At 72.3% G+C, this 23,742-nt stretch carries 21 protein-coding genes; 10 read left to right on the plus strand and 11 right to left on the minus strand.

Annotation, left to right across the window (positions count from 1 at the left end):
* Window positions 1–9 precede the first annotated feature (9 nt).
* On the plus strand, window positions 10–1,308 hold the full coding sequence (locus tag ACQZOG_RS00060; protein WP_230228873.1) for a M18 family aminopeptidase: 1,299 nt from the start codon (window positions 10–12) through the stop codon (window positions 1,306–1,308).
* A 126-nt stretch (window positions 1,309–1,434) separates the two neighbouring features.
* Window positions 1,435–1,692, plus strand: a complete 258-nt coding sequence (locus tag ACQZOG_RS00065) for a DUF6458 family protein (protein ID WP_033273185.1) — start codon at window positions 1,435–1,437, stop codon at window positions 1,690–1,692.
* Here the strand turns inward: ACQZOG_RS00065 and ACQZOG_RS00070 are convergent.
* The gene (locus ACQZOG_RS00070) at window positions 1,668–3,530 is read right to left on the minus strand and encodes an NHL domain-containing thioredoxin family protein (RefSeq protein ID WP_033273186.1); all 1,863 of its coding nucleotides are present in this window, start codon (window positions 3,528–3,530) and stop codon (window positions 1,668–1,670) included. The genes ACQZOG_RS00065 and ACQZOG_RS00070 overlap by 25 nt on opposite strands.
* Window positions 3,531–3,635: 105 nt before the next feature.
* Between ACQZOG_RS00070 and ACQZOG_RS00075 the strand changes: the two genes are divergently transcribed.
* Window positions 3,636–4,130, plus strand: coding sequence for an LURP-one-related/scramblase family protein (locus ACQZOG_RS00075; protein WP_033273187.1), 495 nt, complete (start codon window positions 3,636–3,638; stop codon window positions 4,128–4,130).
* Window positions 4,131–4,166: 36 nt separating this feature from the next.
* On the opposite strand, the gene ACQZOG_RS00080 is transcribed toward ACQZOG_RS00075, so the two are convergent.
* Window positions 4,167–4,961, minus strand: a complete 795-nt coding sequence (locus ACQZOG_RS00080) for a carbon-nitrogen family hydrolase (protein ID WP_354795666.1) — start codon at window positions 4,959–4,961, stop codon at window positions 4,167–4,169.
* Between the two features lie 219 nt (window positions 4,962–5,180).
* Here ACQZOG_RS00080 and ACQZOG_RS00085 point away from each other — a divergent pair, with 219 nt between their 5' ends.
* Window positions 5,181–6,005 carry a maleylpyruvate isomerase family mycothiol-dependent enzyme gene (locus ACQZOG_RS00085; protein ID WP_033273189.1) on the plus strand — a complete coding sequence of 275 codons (825 nt, stop codon included), beginning with the start codon at window positions 5,181–5,183 and terminating at the stop codon, window positions 6,003–6,005.
* Between the two features lie 67 nt (window positions 6,006–6,072).
* A complete protein-coding gene (locus tag ACQZOG_RS00090) occupies window positions 6,073–6,858 on the plus strand; it encodes an SAM-dependent methyltransferase (protein ID WP_430741181.1) in 786 nt (261 codons plus the stop codon).
* Window position 6,859: 1 nt separating this feature from the next.
* On the opposite strand, the gene ACQZOG_RS00095 is transcribed toward ACQZOG_RS00090, so the two are convergent.
* A complete protein-coding gene (locus ACQZOG_RS00095; RefSeq protein ID WP_033273190.1) occupies window positions 6,860–8,173 on the minus strand; it encodes an MFS transporter in 1,314 nt (437 codons plus the stop codon).
* Window positions 8,170–8,826, minus strand: coding sequence for a GntR family transcriptional regulator (locus ACQZOG_RS00100; protein WP_203550490.1), 657 nt, complete (start codon window positions 8,824–8,826; stop codon window positions 8,170–8,172). The genes ACQZOG_RS00095 and ACQZOG_RS00100 overlap by 4 nt, the downstream gene beginning before the upstream one ends.
* A gap of 198 nt (window positions 8,827–9,024) precedes the next feature.
* Between ACQZOG_RS00100 and ACQZOG_RS00105 the strand changes: the two genes are divergently transcribed.
* Window positions 9,025–9,927 carry a D-alanyl-D-alanine carboxypeptidase family protein gene (locus ACQZOG_RS00105; protein ID WP_033273192.1) on the plus strand — a complete coding sequence of 301 codons (903 nt, stop codon included), beginning with the start codon at window positions 9,025–9,027 and terminating at the stop codon, window positions 9,925–9,927.
* A gap of 78 nt (window positions 9,928–10,005) precedes the next feature.
* Here ACQZOG_RS00105 and ACQZOG_RS00110 read toward each other — a convergent pair whose 3' ends face one another.
* The 4 genes from ACQZOG_RS00110 to ACQZOG_RS00125 form a co-directional block, all read right to left on the minus strand.
* On the minus strand, window positions 10,006–11,478 hold the full coding sequence (locus tag ACQZOG_RS00110; protein WP_193454520.1) for a dihydrolipoamide acetyltransferase family protein: 1,473 nt from the start codon (window positions 11,476–11,478) through the stop codon (window positions 10,006–10,008).
* A gap of 19 nt (window positions 11,479–11,497) precedes the next feature.
* Complete coding sequence (locus tag ACQZOG_RS00115) at window positions 11,498–12,475, minus strand: alpha-ketoacid dehydrogenase subunit beta (RefSeq protein ID WP_033273193.1); 978 nt, start codon at window positions 12,473–12,475, stop codon at window positions 11,498–11,500.
* A gap of 1 nt (window position 12,476) precedes the next feature.
* Window positions 12,477–13,682 carry a pyruvate dehydrogenase (acetyl-transferring) E1 component subunit alpha gene (gene pdhA, locus ACQZOG_RS00120; RefSeq protein ID WP_033273194.1) on the minus strand — a complete coding sequence of 402 codons (1,206 nt, stop codon included), beginning with the start codon at window positions 13,680–13,682 and terminating at the stop codon, window positions 12,477–12,479.
* A gap of 395 nt (window positions 13,683–14,077) precedes the next feature.
* The gene (locus ACQZOG_RS00125) at window positions 14,078–15,715 is read right to left on the minus strand and encodes a protein kinase domain-containing protein (RefSeq protein WP_261675331.1); all 1,638 of its coding nucleotides are present in this window, start codon (window positions 15,713–15,715) and stop codon (window positions 14,078–14,080) included.
* A 370-nt stretch (window positions 15,716–16,085) separates the two neighbouring features.
* On the opposite strand from ACQZOG_RS00125, the gene ACQZOG_RS00130 reads away from it, so the two are divergent.
* Complete coding sequence (locus ACQZOG_RS00130) at window positions 16,086–17,726, plus strand: protein kinase domain-containing protein (RefSeq protein WP_033273196.1); 1,641 nt, start codon at window positions 16,086–16,088, stop codon at window positions 17,724–17,726.
* Between the two features lie 101 nt (window positions 17,727–17,827).
* Here ACQZOG_RS00130 and ACQZOG_RS00135 read toward each other — a convergent pair whose 3' ends face one another.
* Window positions 17,828–18,370 (minus strand): bacterial proteasome activator family protein, encoded by a 543-nt coding sequence (locus ACQZOG_RS00135; protein WP_033273197.1) that lies wholly within the window; start codon window positions 18,368–18,370, stop codon window positions 17,828–17,830.
* 187 nt (window positions 18,371–18,557) lie between these two features.
* Here ACQZOG_RS00135 and ACQZOG_RS00140 point away from each other — a divergent pair, with 187 nt between their 5' ends.
* On the plus strand, window positions 18,558–19,229 hold the full coding sequence (locus ACQZOG_RS00140; protein ID WP_354795670.1) for a hypothetical protein: 672 nt from the start codon (window positions 18,558–18,560) through the stop codon (window positions 19,227–19,229).
* 18 nt (window positions 19,230–19,247) lie between these two features.
* On the opposite strand, the gene ACQZOG_RS00145 is transcribed toward ACQZOG_RS00140, so the two are convergent.
* Together ACQZOG_RS00145 and ACQZOG_RS00150 are read right to left on the minus strand one after the other, a co-directional pair.
* A complete protein-coding gene (locus ACQZOG_RS00145) occupies window positions 19,248–20,231 on the minus strand; it encodes an NAD(P)H-quinone oxidoreductase (protein WP_033273198.1) in 984 nt (327 codons plus the stop codon).
* A gap of 85 nt (window positions 20,232–20,316) precedes the next feature.
* Window positions 20,317–21,273 carry an IS481 family transposase gene (locus ACQZOG_RS00150; protein WP_037638751.1) on the minus strand — a complete coding sequence of 319 codons (957 nt, stop codon included), beginning with the start codon at window positions 21,271–21,273 and terminating at the stop codon, window positions 20,317–20,319.
* Window positions 21,274–21,717: 444 nt separating this feature from the next.
* Between ACQZOG_RS00150 and ACQZOG_RS00155 the strand changes: the two genes are divergently transcribed.
* The gene (locus tag ACQZOG_RS00155; RefSeq protein ID WP_033273199.1) at window positions 21,718–22,731 is read left to right on the plus strand and encodes an ATP-binding cassette domain-containing protein; all 1,014 of its coding nucleotides are present in this window, start codon (window positions 21,718–21,720) and stop codon (window positions 22,729–22,731) included.
* On the plus strand, window positions 22,728–23,576 hold the full coding sequence (locus tag ACQZOG_RS00160) for an ABC transporter permease (RefSeq protein ID WP_033273200.1): 849 nt from the start codon (window positions 22,728–22,730) through the stop codon (window positions 23,574–23,576). Before ACQZOG_RS00155 ends, ACQZOG_RS00160 begins: the two co-directional genes overlap by 4 nt.
* The last annotated feature ends 166 nt before the right edge of the window (window positions 23,577–23,742 follow it).

The raw sequence follows: 23,742 nt of genomic DNA on the forward strand, positions 1-23,742 counted from the left end.
GGTGAACCCATGAGCGAACCCCCCCGCTTCGACCGCGGCCACACCGACGACCTCATGTCCTTCCTCGCGGCGAGCCCCACGCCGTACCACGCCGTGGCGAACGCCGCCGAGCGGCTGGAGAAGGCGGGCTTCAGGCAGGTCGCGGAGACGGACGCCTGGGACGGCACGGCAGGCGGCAAGTACGTGCTGCGCGGCGGTGCGATCATCGCCTGGTACGTCCCCGAAGGGGCCGCGGCGCACACGCCGTTCCGGATCGTCGGCGCCCACACCGACTCCCCGAACCTGCGCGTGAAGCCGCGGCCCGACAACGGGGCGCACGGCTGGCGCCAGGTGGCCGTGGAGATCTACGGCGGACCGCTGCTCAACTCCTGGCTCGACCGCGACCTGGGCCTGGCCGGGCGGCTGTCCCTGCGTGACGGCACGACCCGCCTGGTCGACGTGGACCGGCCGCTGCTGCGGGTCCCCCAGCTCGCCATCCACCTGGACCGCGCCGTCAACTCCGACGGCCTCAAGCTCGACAAGCAGCGGCACATGCAGCCGGTGTGGGGCCTGGGCGAGGACGTCCGCGACGGCGACCTCATCGCCTTCCTGGAGGAGACCGCGGGGCTCGCCGAGGGCTCGGTCACCGGCTGGGACCTGATGGTGCACCCCGTCGAGCCGCCCGCCTACCTGGGCCGCGACCGCGAGCTGGTGGCGGGCCCGCGCATGGACAACCTGCTGTCCGTGCACGCCGGCACGGCCGCGCTCGCCGCGGCGGCCGCACGCGGCCCGGAGCTGCCGTACATCCCCGTGCTCGCCGCCTTCGACCACGAGGAGAACGGCTCCCAGTCCGACACCGGCGCGGACGGCCCGCTGCTCGGCAGCGTCCTGGAGCGCTCGGTCCTCGCCCGCGGCGGGACGTACGAGGACCGGGCCCGCGCCTTCGCCGCCACCGTCTGCCTGTCCTCCGACACCGGCCACGCCGTGCACCCCAACTACGCGGAGCGGCACGACCCGACGCACCACCCGCGCGTCGACGGCGGCCCCATCCTCAAGGTCAACGTCAACAACCGCTACGCCACGGACGGTTCGGGCCGCGCGGTGTTCGCCGCGGCCTGCGAGAAGGCCGGGGTGCCCTTCCAGACGTTCGTCTCCAACAACGCGATGCCGTGCGGCACCACGATCGGCCCGATCACCGCGGCCCGGCACGGCATCAGGACGGTCGACATCGGCGTGGCCATCCTGTCGATGCACAGCGTCCGCGAACTCTGCGGCGCCAAGGACCCGTTCCTGCTGGCGAACGCGCTGACGGCCTTCCTGGAGGGCTAGTTCGGACCGCCTCCCACCAGCGGCGTCCTGAGCGGAGGTCAACTCCCGTGCGCCCGGCGGCGCATGGGAGCCCTCCCCGCGGGTACTCGGGTCGCACCGGAAAGACCGGACAGGGAGGCGACACCTATGGGCCTCGGCGGATGCATCATCCTCATCGCCGTGGGAGCAATCCTCACGTTCGCGACCGACTGGGACATGCAGGGTGTCAACCTTGACCTGGTCGGCATCATCTTCATGATCGTCGGACTGATCGGCGTCGCGACCTTCAGCAGCATCGCCCGGCGTCGGCGGGTCGTGGTGCCCCCCGCCACCCCGGTGGTCGACGACCCGGCGCGTGCGCACCACCACACGCGCGACGGCTACAGCGACGGGTACGGCGCCTGACCGGACGCCGGACCCGGGCCGTCCGCACCGGACAGCTCCAGGACCAGCCGGTCCGTGCCTCCCGCGCCGGGACGCACGGGCAGCCGCCACTCACGGCGGTGCACATGGCAGGCCGGATGGAGCACCCCCGGGTCGGCGTCGCACGCAGCCGCCGTCGCCACGACATGCAGCACCCCCTGCCCCACGGCGGGGTCCGTCTCGAGGGCGCGGGAGAGGTCACTCCCCGCGCCCTCTCCGCTGCGCAGCAGCTCGGGCGGTGAGGCGGACACGAGCAGGCGGGTCGCGGGGCCGTCCCGCGTGTCGAGCTTCTGGCCGGGCGGCGGGGTGAAGACCACGTCCAGACGCACGGGACCGACGGCGACCCCGGTGACGGACCGCTCCGTGTCCGCCCGCGGGCCAAGCACCTCGGCGGGCAGCCGCAGCCTGGTCAGCCGGTGGCGCGCCGACTCCACCACCACGACGTCCTCGCCGACGACCACCGCGCCGCTGGGCTCACGCAGGTCACCGGCCAGCGTGGTCACCTCGCCGGTGGCCGGGTCGTAGCGGCGCAGTGCCTGGTTGTAGGTGTCGCAGACCGCCAGGGAGCCGTCGGGCAGCGCGGTCACCCCGAGCGGGTGCTGGAGCAGCGCCCCGTCCGCGGGCCCGTCCCGGTACCCGAAGGCGAACAGTCCCGCTCCGACGGCCGTACGCACCCGTCCGTCCGTGTCCAGCAGGCGCAGCGCGGAGCTCTCCGAGTCGGCCACCCACAGCCCTTCCGCCGTCACCGCGAGCCCCGAGGGCTGCGCGAACAGGGCCTCCGTCGCCGGCCCGTCGACGAGCTGCTCCCCGCCGGTCCCGGCCTCGCGGGCGACCGTGCCGGCGGCGGGGTCGTAGGACCAGATCTGGTGGATGCCGGCCATCGCGATCCACACCTTGTCGCGCCACCGGACGACGTCCCAGGGAGAGGACATGCGCACCTCCCGGGCCGGGCCGTCCGTCGGGTTCCCGGGGCGCCAGGGGGAGCCGGTGCCGGCGAGGGTGGTGACCTCGCCCGACTCCGGGTCGAGGCGCCTCAGGGCGTGGTTGACGGTGTCGGCGACGACCACGGCGCCGTCGGGGAGCAGGGTGAGCCCCTGCGGCTCCTGGAAGCGGGCCAGGGTGGCCGGTCCGTCCACCAGACCCCGCTCGCCGCTGCCGAACCGCCGGAGGACCGTCTCCCCGTCCTCGGCCAGCTCCACCACCTGGTGCCGGGTGGTGTCCGTGACCAGGAACGTCCCCGACGGCAGCCGCAGCACCTTGCCGGGGAACCGCAGCACCGTCGGCTCCGGCTCCGGCGGCGCGTACGGCAGGTCGCCGCGCCGGAGGGTGCCCTTCGCGGCGTGCTCGGCCTCCAGCTCGGTCACCAGGCGCTCGATCTCGGGCACGTGCCCCTCGCCGGAGTACGTGGCCACGACGTACCCCTCCGGGTCGACGACCACCAGCGTCGGCCAAGCCCGCACCGCGTACTGCGTCCACGTCGTCAGCTCGGGGTCGTCCAGGACGGGATGCGCGACCGCGTACCGCTCCACGGCGTCCGCCACCGCCGCGTGCTCCGCCTCGTGCGGGAACTTCGGCGAATGCACGCCGATCACCACCAGCGTGTCGCGGTGCCGCTCCTCCAGCTCACGCAGCTCGTCGACAACGTGCAGGCAGTTGATGCAGGCGAACGTCCAGAAGTCCAGCAGCACCACGCGTCCGCGCAGGCCGGCGAGGGTGTACGCGGCGCCGCCCGTGTTCAGCCAGCCGCCCTTCCCCGCGAGCTCGGGCGCCCGCACGCGTGCGGAGCGGCGGACGGGAGGAGCGGAGGCGGCGTCGTCCATACGTCCAGCGTGCCACCCTCGGTCACCGGACGCGGGCGGGGATCGGCTCCGCCCGTCGGCCTAGCGGCGGCGTCGGAAGGGGCCGGGCGGGGAACCCCTCGGCGCATGAGATTTCTCGTACGGGACCGGATCCTCGGCATCGGGGACGACTACTGGATCGAGGACGACCGCGGCAACAAGGTCTTCCTCGTCGACGGCAAGGCGATGCGGCTGCGGGACACCTTCGAGCTGAAGGACGCCCAGGGGCACGTGCTCATCGACATCCACAAGAAGATGCTCGCGCTGCGGGACACCATGGTGATCGAGCGGGGCGACGAGCCGCTCGCGACGGTGCGGCGCAAGCGGCTGTCGCTGCTGCGCAACCACTACCGGGTGTCCCTGGCGGACGGCAGCACCGAGCTGGACGTCAGCGGGCGGATCCTCGACCGGGAGTTCGCCGTCGAGTACGACGGCGAACTCCTCGCGGTGATCTCCCGCCGCATGCTCACCCTCCGCGACACCTACGGCGTCGACATCGTGCGCGACGACGCCGACCCGGCGCTGCTGATCGCCGTGGCGGTGTGCGTGATCCACCTGGCGGAGAAGGAGCGGGAGGAGTAGCCCGGCGACCGCCGGGCCGGCGCGCGTCCTGCCCGGTCAGCGGCGGGGGCGGTCCAGGCCGAGGACGCGGTCCTTGAGCGCCGGGAAGCGGTCCCGGGTGCCCGCCACCGTCGCCGGGTCGAAGTCCACCGTCAGGACCTCCTCGCCGGGGCCCGCCTCGGCGAGGACCTCGCCCCACGGGTCCACCACGACGGAGTGGCCCGCCTGCGGAACTCCCGCGTGCGTCCCGGCCGTTCCGCAGGCGAGGACGAACGCCTGGTTCTCCACCGCGCGCGCCCGCGCCAGCAGCGTCCAGTGCGCGCGGCGCCGTTCGGGCCAGCCCGCCGGGACGACGAAGGTCTCCGCGCCGGCGTCGACCAGACCGCGGAAGAGTTCGGGGAAGCGCAGGTCGTAACAGGTCGCGACGCCCACGACGGTGTCCGGCAGACGGACCGTCACCAGCTCCTCGCCCGCCCCCATCAGCACGGCCTCGCCCTTGTCGAAGCCGAAGCGGTGGATCTTCCGGTAGGACGCGGCGAGCCGGCCGGAGGGGGAGAAGACCAGGGAGGTGTTGTACAGGGTGCCGTCGGGGTCCCGCTCGGGGACGGACCCCGCGTGCAGCCAGACCCCGGCCTCGCTCGCCGCCTTGGCCATCGCCTCGTACGTCGGTCCCTCCAGGGGTTCCGCCTCGGTGCCGAACCCCTCGTAGGCGAAGGCGCCCGTGGTCCACAGCTCGGGGAGAACGACGAGGTCCGCCCCGGCCTGATCGCGCACCAGGGCGGCCACCCGGCGCCGACGCGAATCGACCGATTCGTCCTCGTTCACGGCGACTTGCAGCAAGGAAGCGCGCACACTACCACCGTCCTGGCATTCGACCCGCGTCCACGGGCCTACGATCGTCACACGAAAGCACTGCCGGGGTGCCTGTCAGCAGCGTAACTTGGGGGTCCCGCCGGTTCGAGCGAAGCCGAGAACCGGGGGAGACCCGAGACACCCGCGCAGTGCAGCCATCGCCCACTGGCACCGCCGCCACAACCTGCCCGTGTACCGACCGCCGAGGGGTCCCGTTCCGTGAGTCTGCATCCCGCCCTCCAGCCCTACGCCGACGCCTGGTCCCACTCCATCGAGGCGATATCCGAGCTGGTGCAGCCGCTGCCGGAGGCCGACTGGAACCGGCGCACGCCCTGCCCGGGCTGGTCGGTCCGTGACGTGGTCTCCCACGTCATCGGCCTCGACTCGGAGATGTACGGCGACCCCCGGCCGATCCACACGCTGCCGCGCGACCTGTTCCACGTCACCAACGACCACCAGCGGTACATGGAGATGCAGGTCGACGTGCGCCGCCACCACACGGCGCCGGAGATGACCTCCGAGCTGGAGCTGATGATCATCCGGCGCAACCGCCAGCTGCGCAACGAGTCCCGCGACCCCGGCACCAAGGTGCGCGGGCCGCTGGGCACGGAGCTGACGCTGGAGGAGTCGATGCGCCGGCACGCGTTCGACGTGTGGGCGCACGAGCAGGACCTCCGCACGGCCCTCGGCCGCCCCGGCGACCTCGACTCCCCCGGCGCGCTCGTCGCCCGCGACGTCCTGCTCGACGAACTGCCGCGCGTGGTCGCCGACCTGGCGCAGGCGCCGCGCAGCTCCGCGGTGGTCGTGGACGTCCACGGCCCGGTGGAGTTCCTGCGCACGGTCCGCGTCGACATCCAGGGCCGCGGCACCCTCGAGACCGCCCCCGCCCTCGGCCCGGCCGCCACGCTCACCCTCGACTGGGAGACGTACGTCCGGCTGGCCTGCGGCCGCGTGACGGTGGACTCGGTCGCCGACCGCATCAAGACGGAGGGCGACCAGGACCTGGCCGCGGCGATCCTCCGCCACTTCACGGTGACGCCGTGACCGGCGGCGCGGCGGCGGGGCGAAAACCGGTGTCGCCGCCGGCCCGGCGGCGGCTACCGTCACCGCCGTGACCGACACCGACACGCCCTCCGCGCCCCTCGCCGCCGAGCCGCCGCGGCTGGCCCGGCTCACCTTCCACGGTCCCCTGTCCGAGCACCGCGCGGGCCGGCTGGTCGAGCGGCTGGCGCGGACGGGCCCCGCCACCGTCCTCGACATCGGCTGCGGATGGGGTGAGTTGATGCTCCGGGTTCTCGAGGCGGCGCCCGGATCCACCGGGGTCGGGATCGACCTCAGGGCCGAGGATCTGGCCCGGGGCCGGCGTGCCGCCGAGGAGCGGGGGCTGGCCGGACGGGTGGAGTTCGTGGAGGAGTCGGCGACGGGCACGTCCCGTGGGCCGGTCGATCTGGTGCTGTGCGTGGGGTCCAGTCAGGCCCTCACCACGCGGAAGCCGCCCGCGCTCGTCTCCGACGCCTTGCGGGCGCTGCGCGGCCTGGTCGCCGACGGGGGCCGCGTGCTGCTCGGGGAGGGCTTCTGGCAGCGTCCGCCGACGGAGGCCGAGCTCGCGGGCATGTGGCCGGGCGCGACCGCCACCGACCACCACGACCTCGGCACCCTGCTGGACCTCGCAGTGAAGGCCGGTTTCCGCCCGGAGTGGACGGAGACGGCGGACGCGGGCGAGTGGGAGGAGTTCGAGTCGGCGTACCAGGCGGACACCGAGGTGTGGCTGGCCGAGCACCCGGGGCACCCCCGGGCGGCCGAGACACGGGAACGTCTCGACCGGCACCGCGCCCAGTGGATGAGCTACCGCGGCGTCCTCGGGCTCGCCTACCTCACGCTGGTGCCGGTGCGGTGACTCAGGCGGGGACGTGGACCGTCGACACCCTGCTGGCGACCAGCCGCTCCCGCTCCCGCCGTGCGGCCCGCCTCCGCAGGCGGAGGATCTGGGTGACGCCCAGCGCCTGGAGGACGAAGACCGCCGAGAAGGCGACCGTGTAGTCGTCACCCGTGGCGTCCAGCAGCACGCCGATCGCGAAGAGCGTCGTCATCGAGGCGACGAACCCGCCCATGTTGGTGATGCCGGAAGCGGTCCCCTGCCGCTCCGGCGGATTGGCCGGGCGGGCGAAGTCGAAGCCGATCATCGACGCCGGGCCGCAGGCCCCCAGCACCGCGCACAGCACGATCAGCAGCCACATCGGCGCCCTGTCCCCCGGCCAGGCCAGCGTGACGGCCCACAGCAGGGCCGTCGAGCCCACCGTGCCGAGCGCCAGCGGCAGCCGCGCCGCGTGGTGCCGGGCGACGACCTGGCCGTAGACGAGGCCGACGGCCATGTTGGCCAGCACCACCAGGGTGAGCAGCTCACCGGCCACCGCGCGGGACAGCCCCTGCGCCTCGACCAGGAACGGCATGCCCCACAGCAGCAGGAACACCATCGCGGGGAACTGCGTGGTGAAGTGCACCCACAGCCCCAGCCGGGTCCCCGGCTCCCGCCAGGACGCGGCGATCTGCCGGCGGACGTAGGCGGCGCCCTGGTGGGAGACCGGCTCCGGCTCGTGGCCCTCGGGGTGGTCCTTGAGGAACAGCAGCACCAGGACGAGGACCACGACCCCCGCGAGCGAACTGCCCGCGAACGCCGCCGTCCAGCCGATGCCGTGCAGCAGCCGGGCCAGGACCAGCGTGGAGACGAGGTTGCCGGCCATGCCGATCAGTCCGGCCATCTGGCCGACCAGCGGCCCGCGCCGCGCGGGGAACCACCGCGTGCCCAGCCGCAGCACGCTGATGAAGGTCATCGCGTCGCCGCAGCCGAGCAGCGCGCGGGCGGCGAGCGCCATGCCGTACGACGGGGAGAGGGCGAAGCCGAGCTGTCCGAGGGTGAACAGCACCGCGCCCAGGCTCAGCACCTTCTTGGTGCCGAGGCGGTCCACCAGCAGGCCGACGGGTATCTGCATGCCCGCGTAGACCAGCAGCTGGAGGATGGAGAACGTCGACAGGGCGGAGGCCCCCACGTCGAAGCGGTCGGCCGCGTCGAGCCCGGCCACGCCCAGGGACGTGCGGAAGATGACGGCGACGAAGTAGACGGAGACGCCGATCCCCCAGACGGCGAGCGCGCGCCGCCCTCCGGGCGGGTCGCCGGGCAGGGTGCCGGCGGCGCGCGTGGCGGTGCCGCTCATCGCACCTCTCCCCGCGCCAGGTGGGAGAACCACCCGACGTGCCGGTGGACGACGTCCGCGGCCGCGTCGGCGTCACCGGAGCGCAGCGCGCCGAGGATCTCCTCGTGCTCGGCGAGGGTCTTGGCGATGCGGTCGGGGTGGGAGTGCATCACGGCCTGGCCCATGCGCAGCTGACGGTCGCGCAGCTGGTCGTAGAGGCGGGAGAGGATCTCGTTGCCACCACTGCGGACGATCTCGGCGTGGAAGCAGCGGTCGGTGACGGAGGCCGCGGCGAAGTCACCCGCGGCCGCCTCCTCCTTCTGGCGCGCGAGCAGCTCCTCCAGGCGCGCGATGAGACCGGGGGGCGCGGGCACGGCCTTGCGCGCCGCGTGCTCCTCCACGAGCAGCCGGGTCTCGACGACGTCGGCGATCTCCTGCGCGGAGACGGGCAGCACGAGCGCGCCCTTCTTGGGGTAGAGCTTGATCAGCCCTTCGGCCTCGAGCCGCAGCAGGGCCTCGCGCACGGGCGTGCGGGAGACGCCCACGGCCTCGGCCAGCTCACCCTCCGTGAGCAGCGTCCCGCCCTCGTACGTGCGCTCGAGCACGCCCTGCTTGACGTGGGCGTAGACGCGGTCGGCTGCGGGGGGACGTTTCGCGGGGGCGGACACACTCATGTGGACAGCATAGATACAACACGTACGCATGGAGGGGCGCGTCCACGATGCGGAACGGCGCGTGCCGGGAAAACGCGCCCTTCTCCCGTACAACCATCCCTTCGGCGTACGCGTCAGACTCGTGCGGCCCCTTCCGTGCGGCCGCTCCTCAACCCGGCCGCGCAGCTTGGCCATTCACGGTAAATCGGGGTATCTGACTTGAATATCGCCATCCAGGGCATCCGTGTCCGCAGAGCCGCCGGCGTCGTCGTGACCACCGGCGCCGTGCTCGCCTCCGGAGCCCTCTACGCGGCGCCGGCGCAGGCGGCCGCCCCCGTTCCGTCCGTCGTCGCCAAGGGCGGCTTCGTGATCAACAACGCGAACGGCAAGACGCTGTACACGAAGCTCGGGGACACCCGCCGCTCCACCGGCTCCACCACGAAGATCATGACCGCGAAGGTCGTGCTCGCCCAGAAGAACCTGAACCTGAACGCCACGGTCACGATCCAGAAGGCGTACAGCGACTACATCGTGTCGAAGAACGCCTCGTCCGCGCGGCTGATCGTCGGCGACAAGGTCACCGTCCGCCAGCTGCTCTACGGGCTGATGCTGCCCTCCGGCTGCGACGCCGCGTACGCGCTGGCCGACAAGTTCGGCACCGGCTCGACCCGCGCGGCCCGGGTGAAGTCCTTCATCGGCAAGATGAACGCCGACGCGAAGAAGCTGGGCCTGAAGAACACCCACTTCGACTCGTTCGACGGCATCGGCAACGGCAAGAACTGGTCGACGCCTCGCGACCTGACGAAGATCGCGAGCAGCGCCATGAAGAACGCGACCTTCCGCTCGATCGTGAAGACGAAGAAGTACACGGCCAAGACGAAGACCAAGACGGGCGGCACCCGCACGATGGCGCCGTGGGTCAACACCAACACCCTGCTGAACAGCTACAGCGGCACCCTCGGCGTGAAGACCGGCTCGGGCCCGACGGCCAAGTACTGCCTGGTCTTCGCCGCGACCCGCAAGGGCAAGACGGTGGTCGGCACCGTCCTCGCCTCGTCCTCCGCCGCCCAGCGCGAGAAGGACGCGAAGGCCCTCATGAACTACGCGTTCAGCAAGATCTGACCTGCCCAGGTCCGCCGGACGCGCGGAGGGGCGCCGCACACCGGGTGTGCGGCGCCCCTCCTGTCGTACGTCCGGCCGTCAGGCCCAGGTGATCAGCCGCTTCGGCTGCTCCAGGATCGCCGCCACGTCGGCGAGGACCTTGGAGCCGAGCTCGCCGTCGACCAGGCGGTGGTCGAAGGACAGGGCCAGGGTCGTGACCTGGCGCGGCTTGACCTTGCCCTTGTGGACCCACGGCTGCGGCTTGATCGCACCGACCGCGAGGATCGCGGACTCGCCCGGGTTGAGGATGGGCGTGCCCGTGTCGACGCCGAAGACGCCGACGTTGGTGATCGTCACCGTGCCGCCCTGCATGGCGGACGGGGAGGTCTTGCCCTCCCGGGCCGTGGACACCAGTTCACCCAGGGACGCGGCCAGTTCGGGCAGCGTCTTGGCGTGGGCGTCCTTGATGTTCGGCACGATCAGACCGCGCGGGGTGGCCGCCGCGATGCCCAGGTTCACGTAGTGCTTGACCACGATCTCCTGCGCCGCCTCGTCCCACGAGGCGTTGATGTCGGGGTTCCGGCGGATCGCGACCAGCAGCGCCTTGGCGATCAGCAGCAGGGGGTTCACGCGCAGGCCCGCGAACTCCTTGTCCTGCTTCAGCTCCTCGACCAGCTTCATCGTCCGGGTCACGTCGACCGTCACGAACTCCGTGACGTGCGGGGCGGTGAACGCCGAGCCGACCATCGCCGCCGCCGTCGCCTTGCGGACGCCCTTCACGGGGATGCGCGTCTCGCGGCCGGAGTCGTACGACGCCGGGGCCGCGGGCAAGTCCGCCGGGGCGGGGACGGCCGGGGCGGCCGGCTGGGCCGCGGGAGCCGTCTGCTGCGGGGCCTGGGCCGCGGCGACGGCCGCGTGGACGTCCTCGCGGGTGACGACGCCGTCCGGGCCGGTCGGGGTGACCGTGGCCAGGTCGACGCCCAGGTCCTTGGCCAGCTTGCGCACCGGCGGCTTCGCCAGCGGACGCTGGGCGGGAGCCGCGGGAGCCGCGGGAGCCACGGGAGCCGCGGGGGCGGCCGGCGGGGCGGCGGGGGCCGCCGGAGCCGCCCCGTGGCCGTTCAGCTCGGACTGCACCGCGGAGGCGGCCTGCCGGGCCGCCGGGTCCTGCGCCTGCTTGCGCGGGCGGCGGCGGGTGGAGGACGTGGCGACGCCGTAGCCGACCAGCACCGGCTGACGGGCAGCGGGCTGCTCGGCGGGCTGCTCGGGCTCCGCGGCGGGGGCGGGGGCCGCGGGGGCCGCCTCCTGCGCCGGGGCCGCGCCGCCCGCCACCTCCACCGCGATGATGGACGTGCCCACGTCGACCGTGGTGCCCTCGGGGAAGTGCAGGGAACGGACCACGCCGTCGTAGGGGATGGGCAGCTCGACGGCGGCCTTCGCCGTCTCGACCTCGCAGACCACCTGGCCGTCGGTGACGGTGTCACCGGGCTGGACGTACCACTTGAGGATCTCGGCCTCGGTGAGGCCCTCGCCCACGTCCGGCATCTTGAACTCGCGTACGGACGCGTTCGTCATCGTCGTCACGACCCTCTCCTCAGTACGCCAGCGAGCGGTCGACGGCATCGAGCACCCGGTCCAGGTCCGGGAGGTAGGACTCCTCCAGACGGGCCGGCGGGTACGGCGCGTGGTAGCCGCCCACCCGCAGCACCGGGGCCTCCAGGTGGTAGAAGCAGCGCTCCGTGATCCGGGCGGCGATCTCCGCGCCGGAGCCGAAGAACACCGGCGCCTCGTGCACGACGACCAGACGGCGCGTCTTCTCCACCGACGCCTGGACGGCGTCGAAGTCGATCGGGGAGACCGAGCGCAGGTCGAGGACCTCCAGGTCGCGCCCCTCCTCGGCGGCCGCGTCGGCGACCTCCTGGCAGAGCTTCACCATCGGGCCGTAGGCGGCGAGGGTCAGGTCCGTGCCCTCACGGACCACGCGCGCCTTGTGCAGCGGGCCGGGGATCGCCTCGGTGTCGACCTCGCCCTTGTCCCAGTAGCGGCGCTTCGGCTCGAAGAAGATCACCGGGTCGTCGCTCTGGATGGCCTGCTGCATCATCCAGTACGCGTCGGACGCGTTCGACGGTGACACGATCTTCAGACCGGCCACGTGGGCGAACAGCGCCTCGGGCGACTCGGAGTGGTGCTCCACCGCACCGATGCCGCCGCCGTAGGGGATGCGCACGACGACGGGCATCTTGACCTTGCCCAGCGCGCGGGCGTGCATCTTCGCGAGCTGCGTGACGATCTGGTCGTACGCGGGGAAGACGAAGCCGTCGAACTGGATCTCCACCACCGGGCGGTAGCCGCGCAGGGCCAGGCCGATCGCCGTGCCGACGATGCCCGACTCGGCGAGCGGGGTGTCGATGACGCGGCTCTCGCCGAAGTCCTTCTGCAGGCCGTCCGTCACCCGGAACACGCCGCCCAGCTTGCCGACGTCCTCGCCCATGACGACGACCTTCGGGTCCGCGTCCAGGGCACGCCGCAGCGACTCGTTGATCGCCTTGGCCAGAGCCATCTTCTCAGCCATGTCACTTACCCCCGTCTTCGTCCGCGAACGAGTCCTGGTAGGCGGCGAACTGCGCCCGCTCCTCGTCCACCAGCGCGTGACCGTCCGCGTACACGTTCTCGAAGATGGCGAAGTGGTCCGGGTCCGGCATGGCACGGACCGCTTCGCGCACCCGTTTGCCCAACGCCTCGGACTCGGTCTCCAGTTCCGCGAAGAATCCCTCGTCCGCGTGGTTTGCGGCCTCGAGGTGGCGGCGCAGGCGCAGGATCGGGTCCTTCGCCTCCCAGGCCAGCCGCTCGTCGTCCGTGCGGTAGCGGGTCGGGTCGTCGGAGGTGGTGTGCGCGCCCATGCGGTACGTGAACGCCTCGACGAGCGTCGGGCCCTCGCCGGCGCGGGCCCGCTCCAGGGCCCACTTGGTGACGGCCAGGTTCGCCAGCACGTCGTTGCCGTCCACGCGCACGCCCGGGAAGCCGTAGCCCTGCGCGCGCTGGTACAGCGGCACGCGGGACTGCTTCTCGGTCGGCTCGGAGATCGCCCACTGGTTGTTCTGACAGAAGAACACCACGGGCGCGTTGTAGACCGCGGAGAAGGTGAAGGCCTCGGCCACGTCGCCCTGGCTGGAGGCGCCGTCGCCGAAGTACGCGATGACCGCGCTGTCGGCGCCGTCCTTGGTGATGCCCATCGCGTACCCCGTGGCGTGCAGCGTCTGGGAGCCGATGACAATCGTGTACAGGTGGAAGTTGTTGCCGTTCGGGTCCCAGCCGCCGTTGTTGACGCCGCGGAACATGCCGAGCAGGTTCGTCGGGTCCACCCCGCGGCACCAGGCGACGCCGTGCTCGCGGTAGGTGGGGAAGACGTAGTCGTCGTCGCGCAGCGCCCGGCCGGAGCCGATCTGCGCCGCCTCCTGCCCGAGCAGCGAGGCCCACAGGCCCAGCTCGCCCTGACGCTGGAGCGCGGTGGCCTCGGCGTCGAAGCGACGGGTGAGCACCATGTCGCGGTACAGACCGCGCAGATCCTCGGCCGTGATGTCGGCGACGTACTTGTCGAACTCGGCGTTCTTGACGCGCTTGCCCTCGGGCGTCAGCAGCTGCACGAGGGCGGGCTCGGCGCTCTTCGCGGCGCCTGCGGCCTTCTTGGTGGTGCTGGTGGTGCGCTTGGTGCCGGTGGTGCCGGCCTTGTTTCCGGCGCTGCGTCGCGGTGTGCGCGCGGCAGTGCTCTCCACGGTCACGTGTGCTCCTCCGTCGGTCCGGCCCCCGGGGTTGCCGGTAGGCCAGTGCGGCTCACCTGTTCCGACCACCGGGCACGGGGTGGGTGCCACTCGGCCGGGAACAGGCGTGACAGGTGCCCCGGCGAGCGCCCTGCACACAGCACGTTACCCAGTGCTCCACATTTCTGTGAAACCCCCTCTGACCTGCGATTTTGCTTGGATATCCAAGTAAATCGGGGTAGGCCCGGAAGGCGCGCTGGTCACAGCCTTGCAGGAGGCCGGAGCAACGGCACGTTATCCCGGCCGAGCCGGGCACGGGAAGAGCAGACGTCCCCTGCGGCACGGGGTGCCGCAGGGGACGTCACGGGGTGCCCTCCGGGAGGGCGGAATGTTCGGTTGTGGTGCGTCGGGGCCGGTCAGTTGCCCGAGCCGCCGGGCACTCCGGCGTTGATCCCGCCCGCGTCGGCGCCGCCGGCGCCCGCACCGCCGGGACCGGTGCCCCCGGTCTCGGTACCCCCGGTCTCGGTGCCGCCGTTGTCGCCGCCGCCGTCCTCGGTGCCGCCGTTCTCCGAACCGCCGTCCTCGGTGCCGCCCGTCTCGGTGGGCTGCGTCGCCGTCGGCTCCTGCGTCGGCTCCTCCGTGTCCGGCTGGGTCGGGGTGTACGACGGCTCGTAGCTCGGGGTCCAGCCGCCGTTGCCGCCGGAGCCGGAGCCCGGGTCGGTGTCGGGACCGGTGGTCTCCTCGGTCTCCTGGTCGGTCGGCGACTCGCTGGGCGACTCGTCCTTCGTGCTCTGCGAGACGGACGGCGAGGTGTCGGTCTTGCCGCCCTCGCCCCCGCCCCCGCCGTTGTTCAGCGCGAGGGCGACGCCGGCCGCGACGGCGATCACCGCGAGCACCGCGAGGATCCACAGCTTGCCGCGGCCGCTGCCCCGGTTGCCGTGGCCCTCGAAGCCGCCGTCGTCACCGCCGCCGTACCCGCCCGGCAGGATCGGCTGCGGGATGGCCGTGGTGCCGGACTGCTCGGGATGCGGCATGGCCGCGGTGCCGGCGTACCCGGCGGGGGGCGTGCGCGGGCCCTCGTGCATGTCGACCGGGCCGGTGTTCCAGGTGCCGGTGTGGCCGCCCTGCTCGTAGAGCATCTGCAGCGCGTACTGGACGAGACCGCGCATCTCCTCGGCCGTCTGGAACCGGTCGTCCGGGTCCTTGGCGAGGGAGCGCATCACGAGCCCGTCCAGCTCGGGCGGGCAGGCGTCCGAGGCCTCGGAGGGAGGCGTGGGGATGTCCTGGACGTGCTGGTAGACCACCGACAGCGGGGTCTCGCCGGTGAACGGCGGACGCAGCGCCAGCAGTTCGTACATCAGGCAGCCGGTCGCGTACAGGTCGGAGCGGTGGTCGACGGCCTTGCCGAGCGCCTGCTCCGGGGAGAGGTACTGCGGGGTGCCCATGACCATGCCGGTCTGCGTCATCGTCGTGGACGCGCCGTGCATGGCGCGGGCGATGCCGAAGTCCATCACCTTCACGGCGCCGTTGTTGGTGATGATGACGTTGGCCGGCTTGATGTCGCGGTGCACGATGTTGTGCTGGTGCGAGTAGGCCAGGGCCTCCAGGACGCCCGAGACGATGATCAGCGCCTGCTCCGGGCCCGGCGCCTCCGCGTTCATCAGCAGGTCGCGGATGGTGCGGCCCTCGACCAGTTCCATCACGATGTACGGCACGGACTGGCCGCCGATCGTGTCCTCGCCGGAGTCGTACACGGCGACGATCGCGTGATGGTTGAGTCCGGCCACGGACTGCGCCTCGCGCGTGAAGCGCGCCTTGGACACCGGGTCCTCGGCCAGGTCGGAGCGGAGCAGCTTCACGGCGACGGTACGTCCGAGACGTACGTCCTCCGCGGCGAACACCTCGGCCATGCCGCCCCGGCCGAGCCGGTGCGTGAGCCGGTACCGGCCGTCGCCGACCAGCCCGCCGTTGCCCCAGTTGTCCGGCGCGTCCGACATGCCGCCGCCAGTCGCCTCGGGGTCGGACGGGCCCTGAGCGCGCTGCTGCTGTGCCATCAGTCCTCGCCGTCGTTTCTGCCCGCGGTGCGCGCGGTGTTGTTACGGTCTCCGTCGGCCACGCTACAGCCTTTGCCGGGGCCTCCGGTCCGGGTCGGGCTGCCGGATCCGGCACGCGACGGACCGGTCATCAAACCCGCTGGCCGTACCGTCGTGCAAATTCCGTGTACCGGCCGTACGACCGCTGTAACGCTTCCGCGACGCTTCTTTCGCGTACGGTCACGGAACGGGCACCGCGCTTGACGTGTCGGTGCCCTGGGGCAGACTTGGCCGGGAATAGCACTTTCGATCTACGACAACGACGAGTCACGACGAGACAGGTCACCGACGGCGGCGCCGGACGCCGGAGAGGCTACGGGGGACGCGGAACATGAGCCAGGACGGCGCACAGGGCCGGCACACGGGGCGGGCGCTCGCGGGCGGACGCTACCAACTGCGGGACCTGCTCGGCCAGGGTGGCATGGCCTCGGTGCATCTCGCCTACGACACGGTGCTGGACCGCCAGGTCGCCATCAAGACGTTGCACACGGAACTCGGCCGGGAGCAGGCCTTCCGTGAGCGCTTCCGCCGCGAGGCCCAGTCCGTGGCGAAGCTCACGCACACCAACATCGTCTCGGTGTTCGACACCGGCGAGGACGATGTCGACGGGATGACGACGCCGTACATCGTCATGGAGTACGTCGAGGGCCGGCCGCTCGGCTCCGTGCTCGACGAGGACGTACGGCAGCAGGGCGCGATGCCCGCCGACAAGGCACTGAAGATCACCGCGGACGTGCTGGCGGCGCTGGAGATCAGCCACGAGATGGGCCTGGTCCACCGCGACATCAAGCCGGGCAACGTGATGATGACCAAGCGCGGCGTGGTCAAGGTGATGGACTTCGGCATCGCCCGCGCCATGCAGTCCGGCGTGACGTCGATGACGCAGACCGGCATGGTCGTCGGCACCCCGCAGTACCTCTCCCCGGAGCAGGCGCTCGGCCGGGGCGTCGACGCCCGCTCCGACCTGTACTCGGTCGGCATCATGCTGTTCCAGCTGGTCACCGGCAGGCTGCCGTTCGACGCGGACTCGCCGCTCGCCATCGCCTACGCGCACGTGCAGGAGGAGCCGCCGGTCGCCTCCTCGATCAACCGCTCGCTGCCGCCGGCCCTGGACGCGCTGATCACCCGCGCCCTGAAGAAGAACCCCAACGAGCGTTTCCCCAGCGCGGAGGCCATGCGCGGGGAGTGCCTGCGGGTGGCGCAGTCCTTCCAGGCGGCCCCGCCGAGCATCGTGCCCGGCAGCCAGACGCCCAGCGGCGCCGGTGTCGGCTCCGCGGTGTTCCCGCCGGTCGACCAGTCCGGACAGACACCCGCCGGCAGCGTCCAGACGCCGTACCAGCCGACGCCCCCGCCGAACCCGTACGGCACCCCGGCCCCGGCCACGCCCGCTCCGTCGTACGGCTACCCGCAGCAGGGCGGCTACCCGACGCCGAGCCCGTACGCCCCGCAGGGTCCGTCGACGCCCCCGCCGTACACGATCTCCCCGCAGGGCTCCGGCGGAGGCGGTCAGGCGCGCGGCCGCAACACCTCGGTCATCGTCGCGTCCGTACTGGTCGCGGTGCTGGCCGTCGGCGGTCTGATCACGGCGATCGCCCTGAACAACGGGGACGACAAGGACCCGGAGGCCGGCGGCGGCAGCAGCGCCTCCGCCACGGCGAAGCCCGAGGGCTACCGCGGCCCCGACACGTCCAAGACGATCGACCCGGAGAAGTGCGAGGATCCGCAGGAGTCGTACAACGACCCCGACCTGATCCGGCTGCCCGATCTCAAGTTCAAGCACATCGCCTCGGTGAAGGCGTGCTTCCAGGCCGCCGGCTGGGGCGACAAGCTGACGATCGTCAAGGTGGACGAGAACACCTACGGCGAGGGCTCGGTCCGCGAGCAGTTCCCGCCGGCCGGCACCGACGTCGACCCGGAGAACATGCCGAAGATCACGCTCAAGGTCTCGACGGGCAACCCGCCCACCTCCTGACCCCACCGGAACGTACGGAAGGGGCCCGGCATCCGTGCCGGGCCCCTTCCTCTGTCACGGGGCGTGTCATGGGCGGGGGCGTCCCCGCTCCGTGAGGCGTCCTACAGGTAGGGACCGCCCGAGCGGCCGCCCATGTGGTCGGAGTCCTCGGACCCCTCGGCGACACCCGGCGGCAGCGCGCGGCGCATCTGCTCGAGCTGGGCCCGCGCCGCCATCTGCTGGGCGAAGAGCGTCGTCTGGATCCCGTGGAAGAGACCCTCCAGCCAGCCCACCAGCTGGGCCTGCGCGATACGCAGCTCCGCGTCGCTGGGGGTGCCCTCGTCCGTGAAGGGCAGGGAGAGCCGCTCCAGCTCGTCGACCAGCTCCGGCGCCAGGCCGTCCTCGAGCTCCTTCACCGAACTGGCGTGGATCTCCTTGAGGCGGTTACGGCTGGCCTCGTCGAGAGGGGCCGCCCGCACCTCCTCCAGCAGCTGCTTGATCATGCTGCCGATCCGCATGACCTTCGCAGGCTGCTCCACCTGCTCCGTCACCGGGGTCCCACGGGATTCCTCGTCCCCTTTGCCGCCGCTCAGCGCCATGCCGTCCTGGCCGACGACCAGGATCTGCGGATTCTCCGGCGACCGTTCGTTCCTCGGCATCTCCATTCGACCATTGTCGCGCACACCCCCTCCACGGCGCGGTGCGCCCCCGGAAGCGGCCGCGGCGGCGGGTCCTCCGTACGGCCCTGTCCGACATGCCGGTCCCGTCCGCCGCTGCGAGGCTGTTGGCGTCCATCCGTCCCAACTTGCCGACGGTGCGGCCGAGCACCGGCCGGCGCGGGAGGTCCCGGCCGTGACTCCATGGCTGCGCACACTGGGGGCGACGCTCGTTCTGGGGGCGGGGGCCGTGCTGCTGCCGTACGGCCCGTTCCCGGGTCCGCCGGGTCCGGCCGGCGTGGCGTACGGGGCGGAGCGGACGCCGGGGTCCGACGCGAGCGACCGGACCCGCACGGCGTCCCGCTCCCCCTCCGCCCCGGCCTCTCCCTCACGCCCGGCCTCCCCCTCCGCGACCCGGACCGGGAACGGTCCGGGCGAGGGGCGCGACCGGCCCGGGCGGCAGGAGACCGGGCACGGCGAGTCCCGGGACGCCACGCCGCCCCGGCGGGACCGGGACCGCACCGAGGAGGGGGGCACGGGCCCCCGCGAGGCGGCCGGACGCCCGGACGACGACGGGGTGCGGCGGCCGGACGCCCGGCTCGACACGTCCACGCAGGCGGAGGACGACACGGCCGAGGGGACCCCGGCCGGCTCCGACGGCGTGGCGCCCTCGGGCCCCGCGTCCTCGGCGGCGGCCCCGGCGCCCGCCACGTCCTCGCGGGCCGCCGAGCCGGGCGCGGCCGCCGGCACCACCGTGGGCCCGGTGCTGCGGATCCTGCCGCTGGGCAGCGGCCTCGTCCTCATGGGCCTCGGGTTCGCCCTCGCCTTCCTGGGGCTGCGGATGCGTCAGGAAAGCGGGGCGCGCTGACCGTTGCCCAGGCGCGGCTCAACGGGGCGTGACCAGCAGGACCTTGCCGATGTGGGAGCTGTCCTCCACGACCCGGTGCGCCTCGGCGGCGTCCGGCATGGGGATCTCCCGGTCGATCACCGGACGGACATGCCCCCCGGACACCAGCGGCCACACGTGCTCCCGTACGGCCGCCACGATCGCGGACTTCTCCTCCACCGGCCGGGCGCGCAGCGTGGTGGCGGTGATCGCGGCGCGCTTGGCGAGCAGGGCGCCGATGTTCAGCTCGCCCTTCACCCCGCCCTGCATGCCGATGATGACCAGACGGCCGTTCACGGCGAGGGCCTGGACGTTGCGGTCCAGGTACTTGGCGCCCATGTTGTCGAGGATGACGTCCGCGCCCTTGCCGTCGGTGGCCTCCCGCAGTTCGGCGACGAAGTCCTGCTCGCGGTAGTTGATCAGGATGTCCGCGCCCAGTTCGGCACAACGCTCCAGCTTCTCCTTGGTGCCCGCGGTCACGGCGACCTTCGCCCCGACCGCCTTGGCGAGCTGGATGGCCATGGTGCCGATGCCGCTGGAGCCGCCGTGCACGAGGAACGTCTCGCCGGGGCGCAGGTGGGCGACCATGAAGACGTTCGACCAGACCGTGCAGACCACCTCGGGCAGCGCGGCGGCCCGGTCGACGGTGATCCCCTCGGGGACGGGCAGCAGCTGCCCGGCGGGCACGACCACCTTCTCGGCGTAACCGCCGCCGGAGAGCAGCGCGCAGACCTCGTCGCCGACGGCCCAGCCGCTCACCCCCGGCCCGACCTGCGCGACCCGGCCGGAGCACTCCAGCCCGGGGTAGGGCGAGGTGCCGGGCGGCGGGTCGTAGAAGCCCTGCCGCTGCAGGATGTCGGCCCGGTTGACGGCCGTGGCCACCACGTCGACGAGGACCTCCCCCTCACCGACCACCGGATCGTCCACCTCCCCCCACACCAACGCCTCGGGCCCACCGGGTTCGGGAATCGTGATCGCATACATAAGAGGGACGCTACTCCGCCCCCACCCCGCCCCCAGGAAACACAGGGGACTGCACCCCCGAGGAAACACAGGGGACTGCACCCCCCTAGGTGTGCTGACCGGGCAGGTTGGTGACGCGGCTGGCTGGTGGGTGGCCGCCGATGCCGGTGTGGGGGCGGTGGTAGTTGTACCAGTGCAGCCAGTCGGTGAACGCTTCCCTGCGCTCGTGGTCTGAGGTGTAGGGCCGCTGGTAGGCCCATTCGTCGAGCAGGGTGCGGTGGAAGCGTTCGACCTTGCCGTTGGTCTGGGGCCGCCAAGGCCTGGTCCAGCGGGGGCTGATGCCCAGGTCGCGGCAGGTGTCACGCCAGGTGTTCTTGCTGTAGGCCCAGGCGTTGTCGGTCAGGACCCGCTCGATGCGGATGCCCAGCGATGCGAAGTAGGCCGTGGCCCGGACGAGGAAAGCTGCGCAGGTCGGGGCGGTCTCGTCGGGCAGGTCCTCGGTGTAGGCGATCCGGCTGTGGTCGTCGAGGGCGGTATGCAGGTAGGCCCAGCCGGCGCCGTTGGTCCGGCTGCGGTGGCCGTCGGCCCGGCCGAGGGTCTTGTGGCCGCCGCCGTCGGGGATCCTGCCGAGCTTCTTGACGTCGATGTGGACCAGTTCGCCGGGTCGGGCGCGTTCGTAGCGGCGGACGGGTTCGCCGGTGGCCCGGTCCAGGGCCCTCAGAGGCGGCTGGCCGTGCCGCTGGAGGATGCGGTGGGCGGTGGAGGCCGCGATGTGGCACCGGACGGCCAGCCGCAGCGGGCCGATGCGGTGTTCGCGCCGGAGCCGGAGGACTTCCGTCTCGGTCTCGGCCGGCGTCCTGCGGGGCTGGTGGTGGGGCCGGCTGGAGCGGTCGTTCATTCCGGCGACGCCGAGCTGGCGGTAGCGGGTGGCCCAGCGGGCGGCGGTGGTGTGGCTGACCTGGAAACGCTCGGCAGCCCGGCGCAGCGGCCAGCCGTCGTCGACGACACAGCGGGCCAGGCGAAGACGCCCGGTCTCGGTCAGCGGGGCATTACGGTGGGGCACGAGGGCCTCCTCGGAGCGGTGCAGATGTCGCAATCCACACCGAACCCGGAGGCCCTCACCCGTTCAAGAACCCAGCACGCGTGTCACCAACGTCCCCGGACAACACACCTAGGGGCGCGGGGAACTGCGCAAAAGGGGGTCCGGGGGCGAAGCCCCCGAAAACCCGCACCCGAAGCAGGGGGGAGGAGGCACCCAAGGGGCGCGGGGAACTGCGCAAAGGGGGGTCCGGGGGCGAAGCCCCCGAAAACCCGCACCCGACGCAGGGGGGAGGAGGCACCCAAGGGGCGCGGGGAACTGCGCAAACCCGAGGGCCAGGGGCGCCAGCTCTTGAAAACACCCCCCACCCCGGCGCAGGCGCCAAAAATGCGCGTGCGCGACCGATGACTTTGCGCCACGGTAAAAGTCTCTCCATGCGTAGCCCAAGCACGCGGAAGGACCCGAAGCATGAGCACGCAGACGTCCGGCCTGGCCATCGAGACCGCGGGCCTGGTCAAGACCTTCGGCGAGACAAGGGCCGTCGACGGCGTCGACCTCACCGTGCCCACCGGCACGGTCTACGGCGTCCTCGGCCCGAACGGCGCCGGCAAGACCACCACCGTGAAGATGCTCGCCACCCTGCTGCGCCCGGACGGCGGCGAGGCCCGCGTCTTCGGTCACGACGTCGTGCGCGACGCCGACGCGGTCCGCTCCAGGGTGAGCCTCACCGGCCAGTACGCGTCGGTCGACGAGGACCTCACCGGCACGGAGAACCTGATCCTGCTGGGCCGGCTGCTCGGCCACCGCAAGGCCGCGGCCCGCGAGCGCGCCGCCCAGCTGCTGGAGGCGTTCGGCCTCACCGAGGCGGCCGGCAAACAGGTCAAGCACTACTCGGGCGGCATGCGGCGCCGCATCGACATCGCCGCGTCCATCCTCAACACGCCGGACCTGCTGTTCCTCGACGAGCCCACCACCGGACTCGACCCGCGCAGCCGCAACCAGGTGTGGGACATCGTGCGCGCGGTCGTGGCCCAGGGCACCACCGTGCTGCTGACCACGCAGTACCTGGACGAGGCCGACCAGCTCGCCTCCCGTATCGCGGTGATCGACAAGGGCCGGGTGATCGCCGAGGGCACCAAGGGCGAGCTCAAGGCGTCGGTGGGCGCCGGGACCGTCCATCTGCGGCTGCGCGACCCCGAGCGGCGCGCCGACGCCGCGCGGCTGCTGCGCGACCTGCTGCTCGCGGAGGTGCAGCTGGAACCGGATCCCGTGGCACTCACCGCCCGGCTCAACGCCGCGACCAGCGACAGCGCGGCCGACCAGGCGGCACGGGCGCTCACCGAGCTGTCCCGGGCCGGCGTCACCGTCGACAACTTCTCCCTCGGCCAGCCGAGCCTCGACGAGGTCTTCCTGGCGCTGACCGGCCACGACACCGGCGCGGACGACGCCGCCGGCGACACGAAGGACGAGGTGGCGGCATGAGCACGGCCACGAGCACGGAGACCAAGGAACTCGCACCCGTCAGCACCGAGTCCCTGGCGGCGCTGCTGGTCGCCAAGGAGCGGCCGCAGCGGCCCAGCTCGCTGTCCACGTCCGTGACGTTCGGCTGGCGCGCCATGCTGAAGATCAAGCACGTGCCTGAGCAGCTGTTCGACGTCACCGCCTTCCCCATCATGAACCTGCTGATGTTCACGTACCTCTTCGGCGGTGCGCTGGCGGGGTCGCCGACGGACTACATCCAGTTCGTCCTGCCGGGCATCCTCGTGATGTCGGTCGTCATGATCACGATGTACACCGGCATCTCGGTGAACGTCGACATCGAGAAGGGCGTCTTCGACCGCTTCCGCTCGCTGCCGATCTGGCGGCCCTCGGCGATGGTCGGCTACCTCCTGGGTGACGCCCTGCGCTACACCATCGCCTCCGTGGTCATGCTGACCGTGGGACTGCTGCTCGGCTACCGCGCAGAGGGAGGGTTCCCGGGGGTGGTCGCCGGCATCGCGCTGCTGCTGCTGTTCTCGTTCGCCTTCTCGTGGATCTGGACGATGTTCGGCCTGCTGCTGCGCACCGAGAAGTCGGTGATGAGCGTCAGCATGATGGTGATCTTCCCGCTCACCTTCCTGTCCAACGTCTTCGTCGACCCGCGCACCATGCCCGGCTGGCTCCAGGCCTTCGTCAACAACAGCCCGGTGACCCACCTGGCGTCGGCGGTCCGCGGCCTGATGGCCGGTGACTGGCCGGCCGCGGACATCATGTGGACGCTGGGCTGGTCGGCCCTGTTCGTGCTGGTCTTCGGACCGGTGACGATGCGGCTGTACAACCGGAAGTAGACGACACGGCTCACGGCACGACTCACGACACGGCGACGGCCCCGGGGACCGGATCCTCGGGGCCGTCGCCGTGTCTCATCGCCGGGACGGCGTGGTCGGCCGAGACGGCGTGCCAGCCGGGACAGCGCGCTCGGCCGAGACGGCGTGCTCAGCGGGACGGCGCGCT

The sequence above is a fragment of the Streptomyces sp. P13-3-3 genome (assembly GCF_050571355.1).
GTDB lineage: Bacteria > Actinomycetota > Actinomycetes > Streptomycetales > Streptomycetaceae > Streptomyces > Streptomyces althioticus.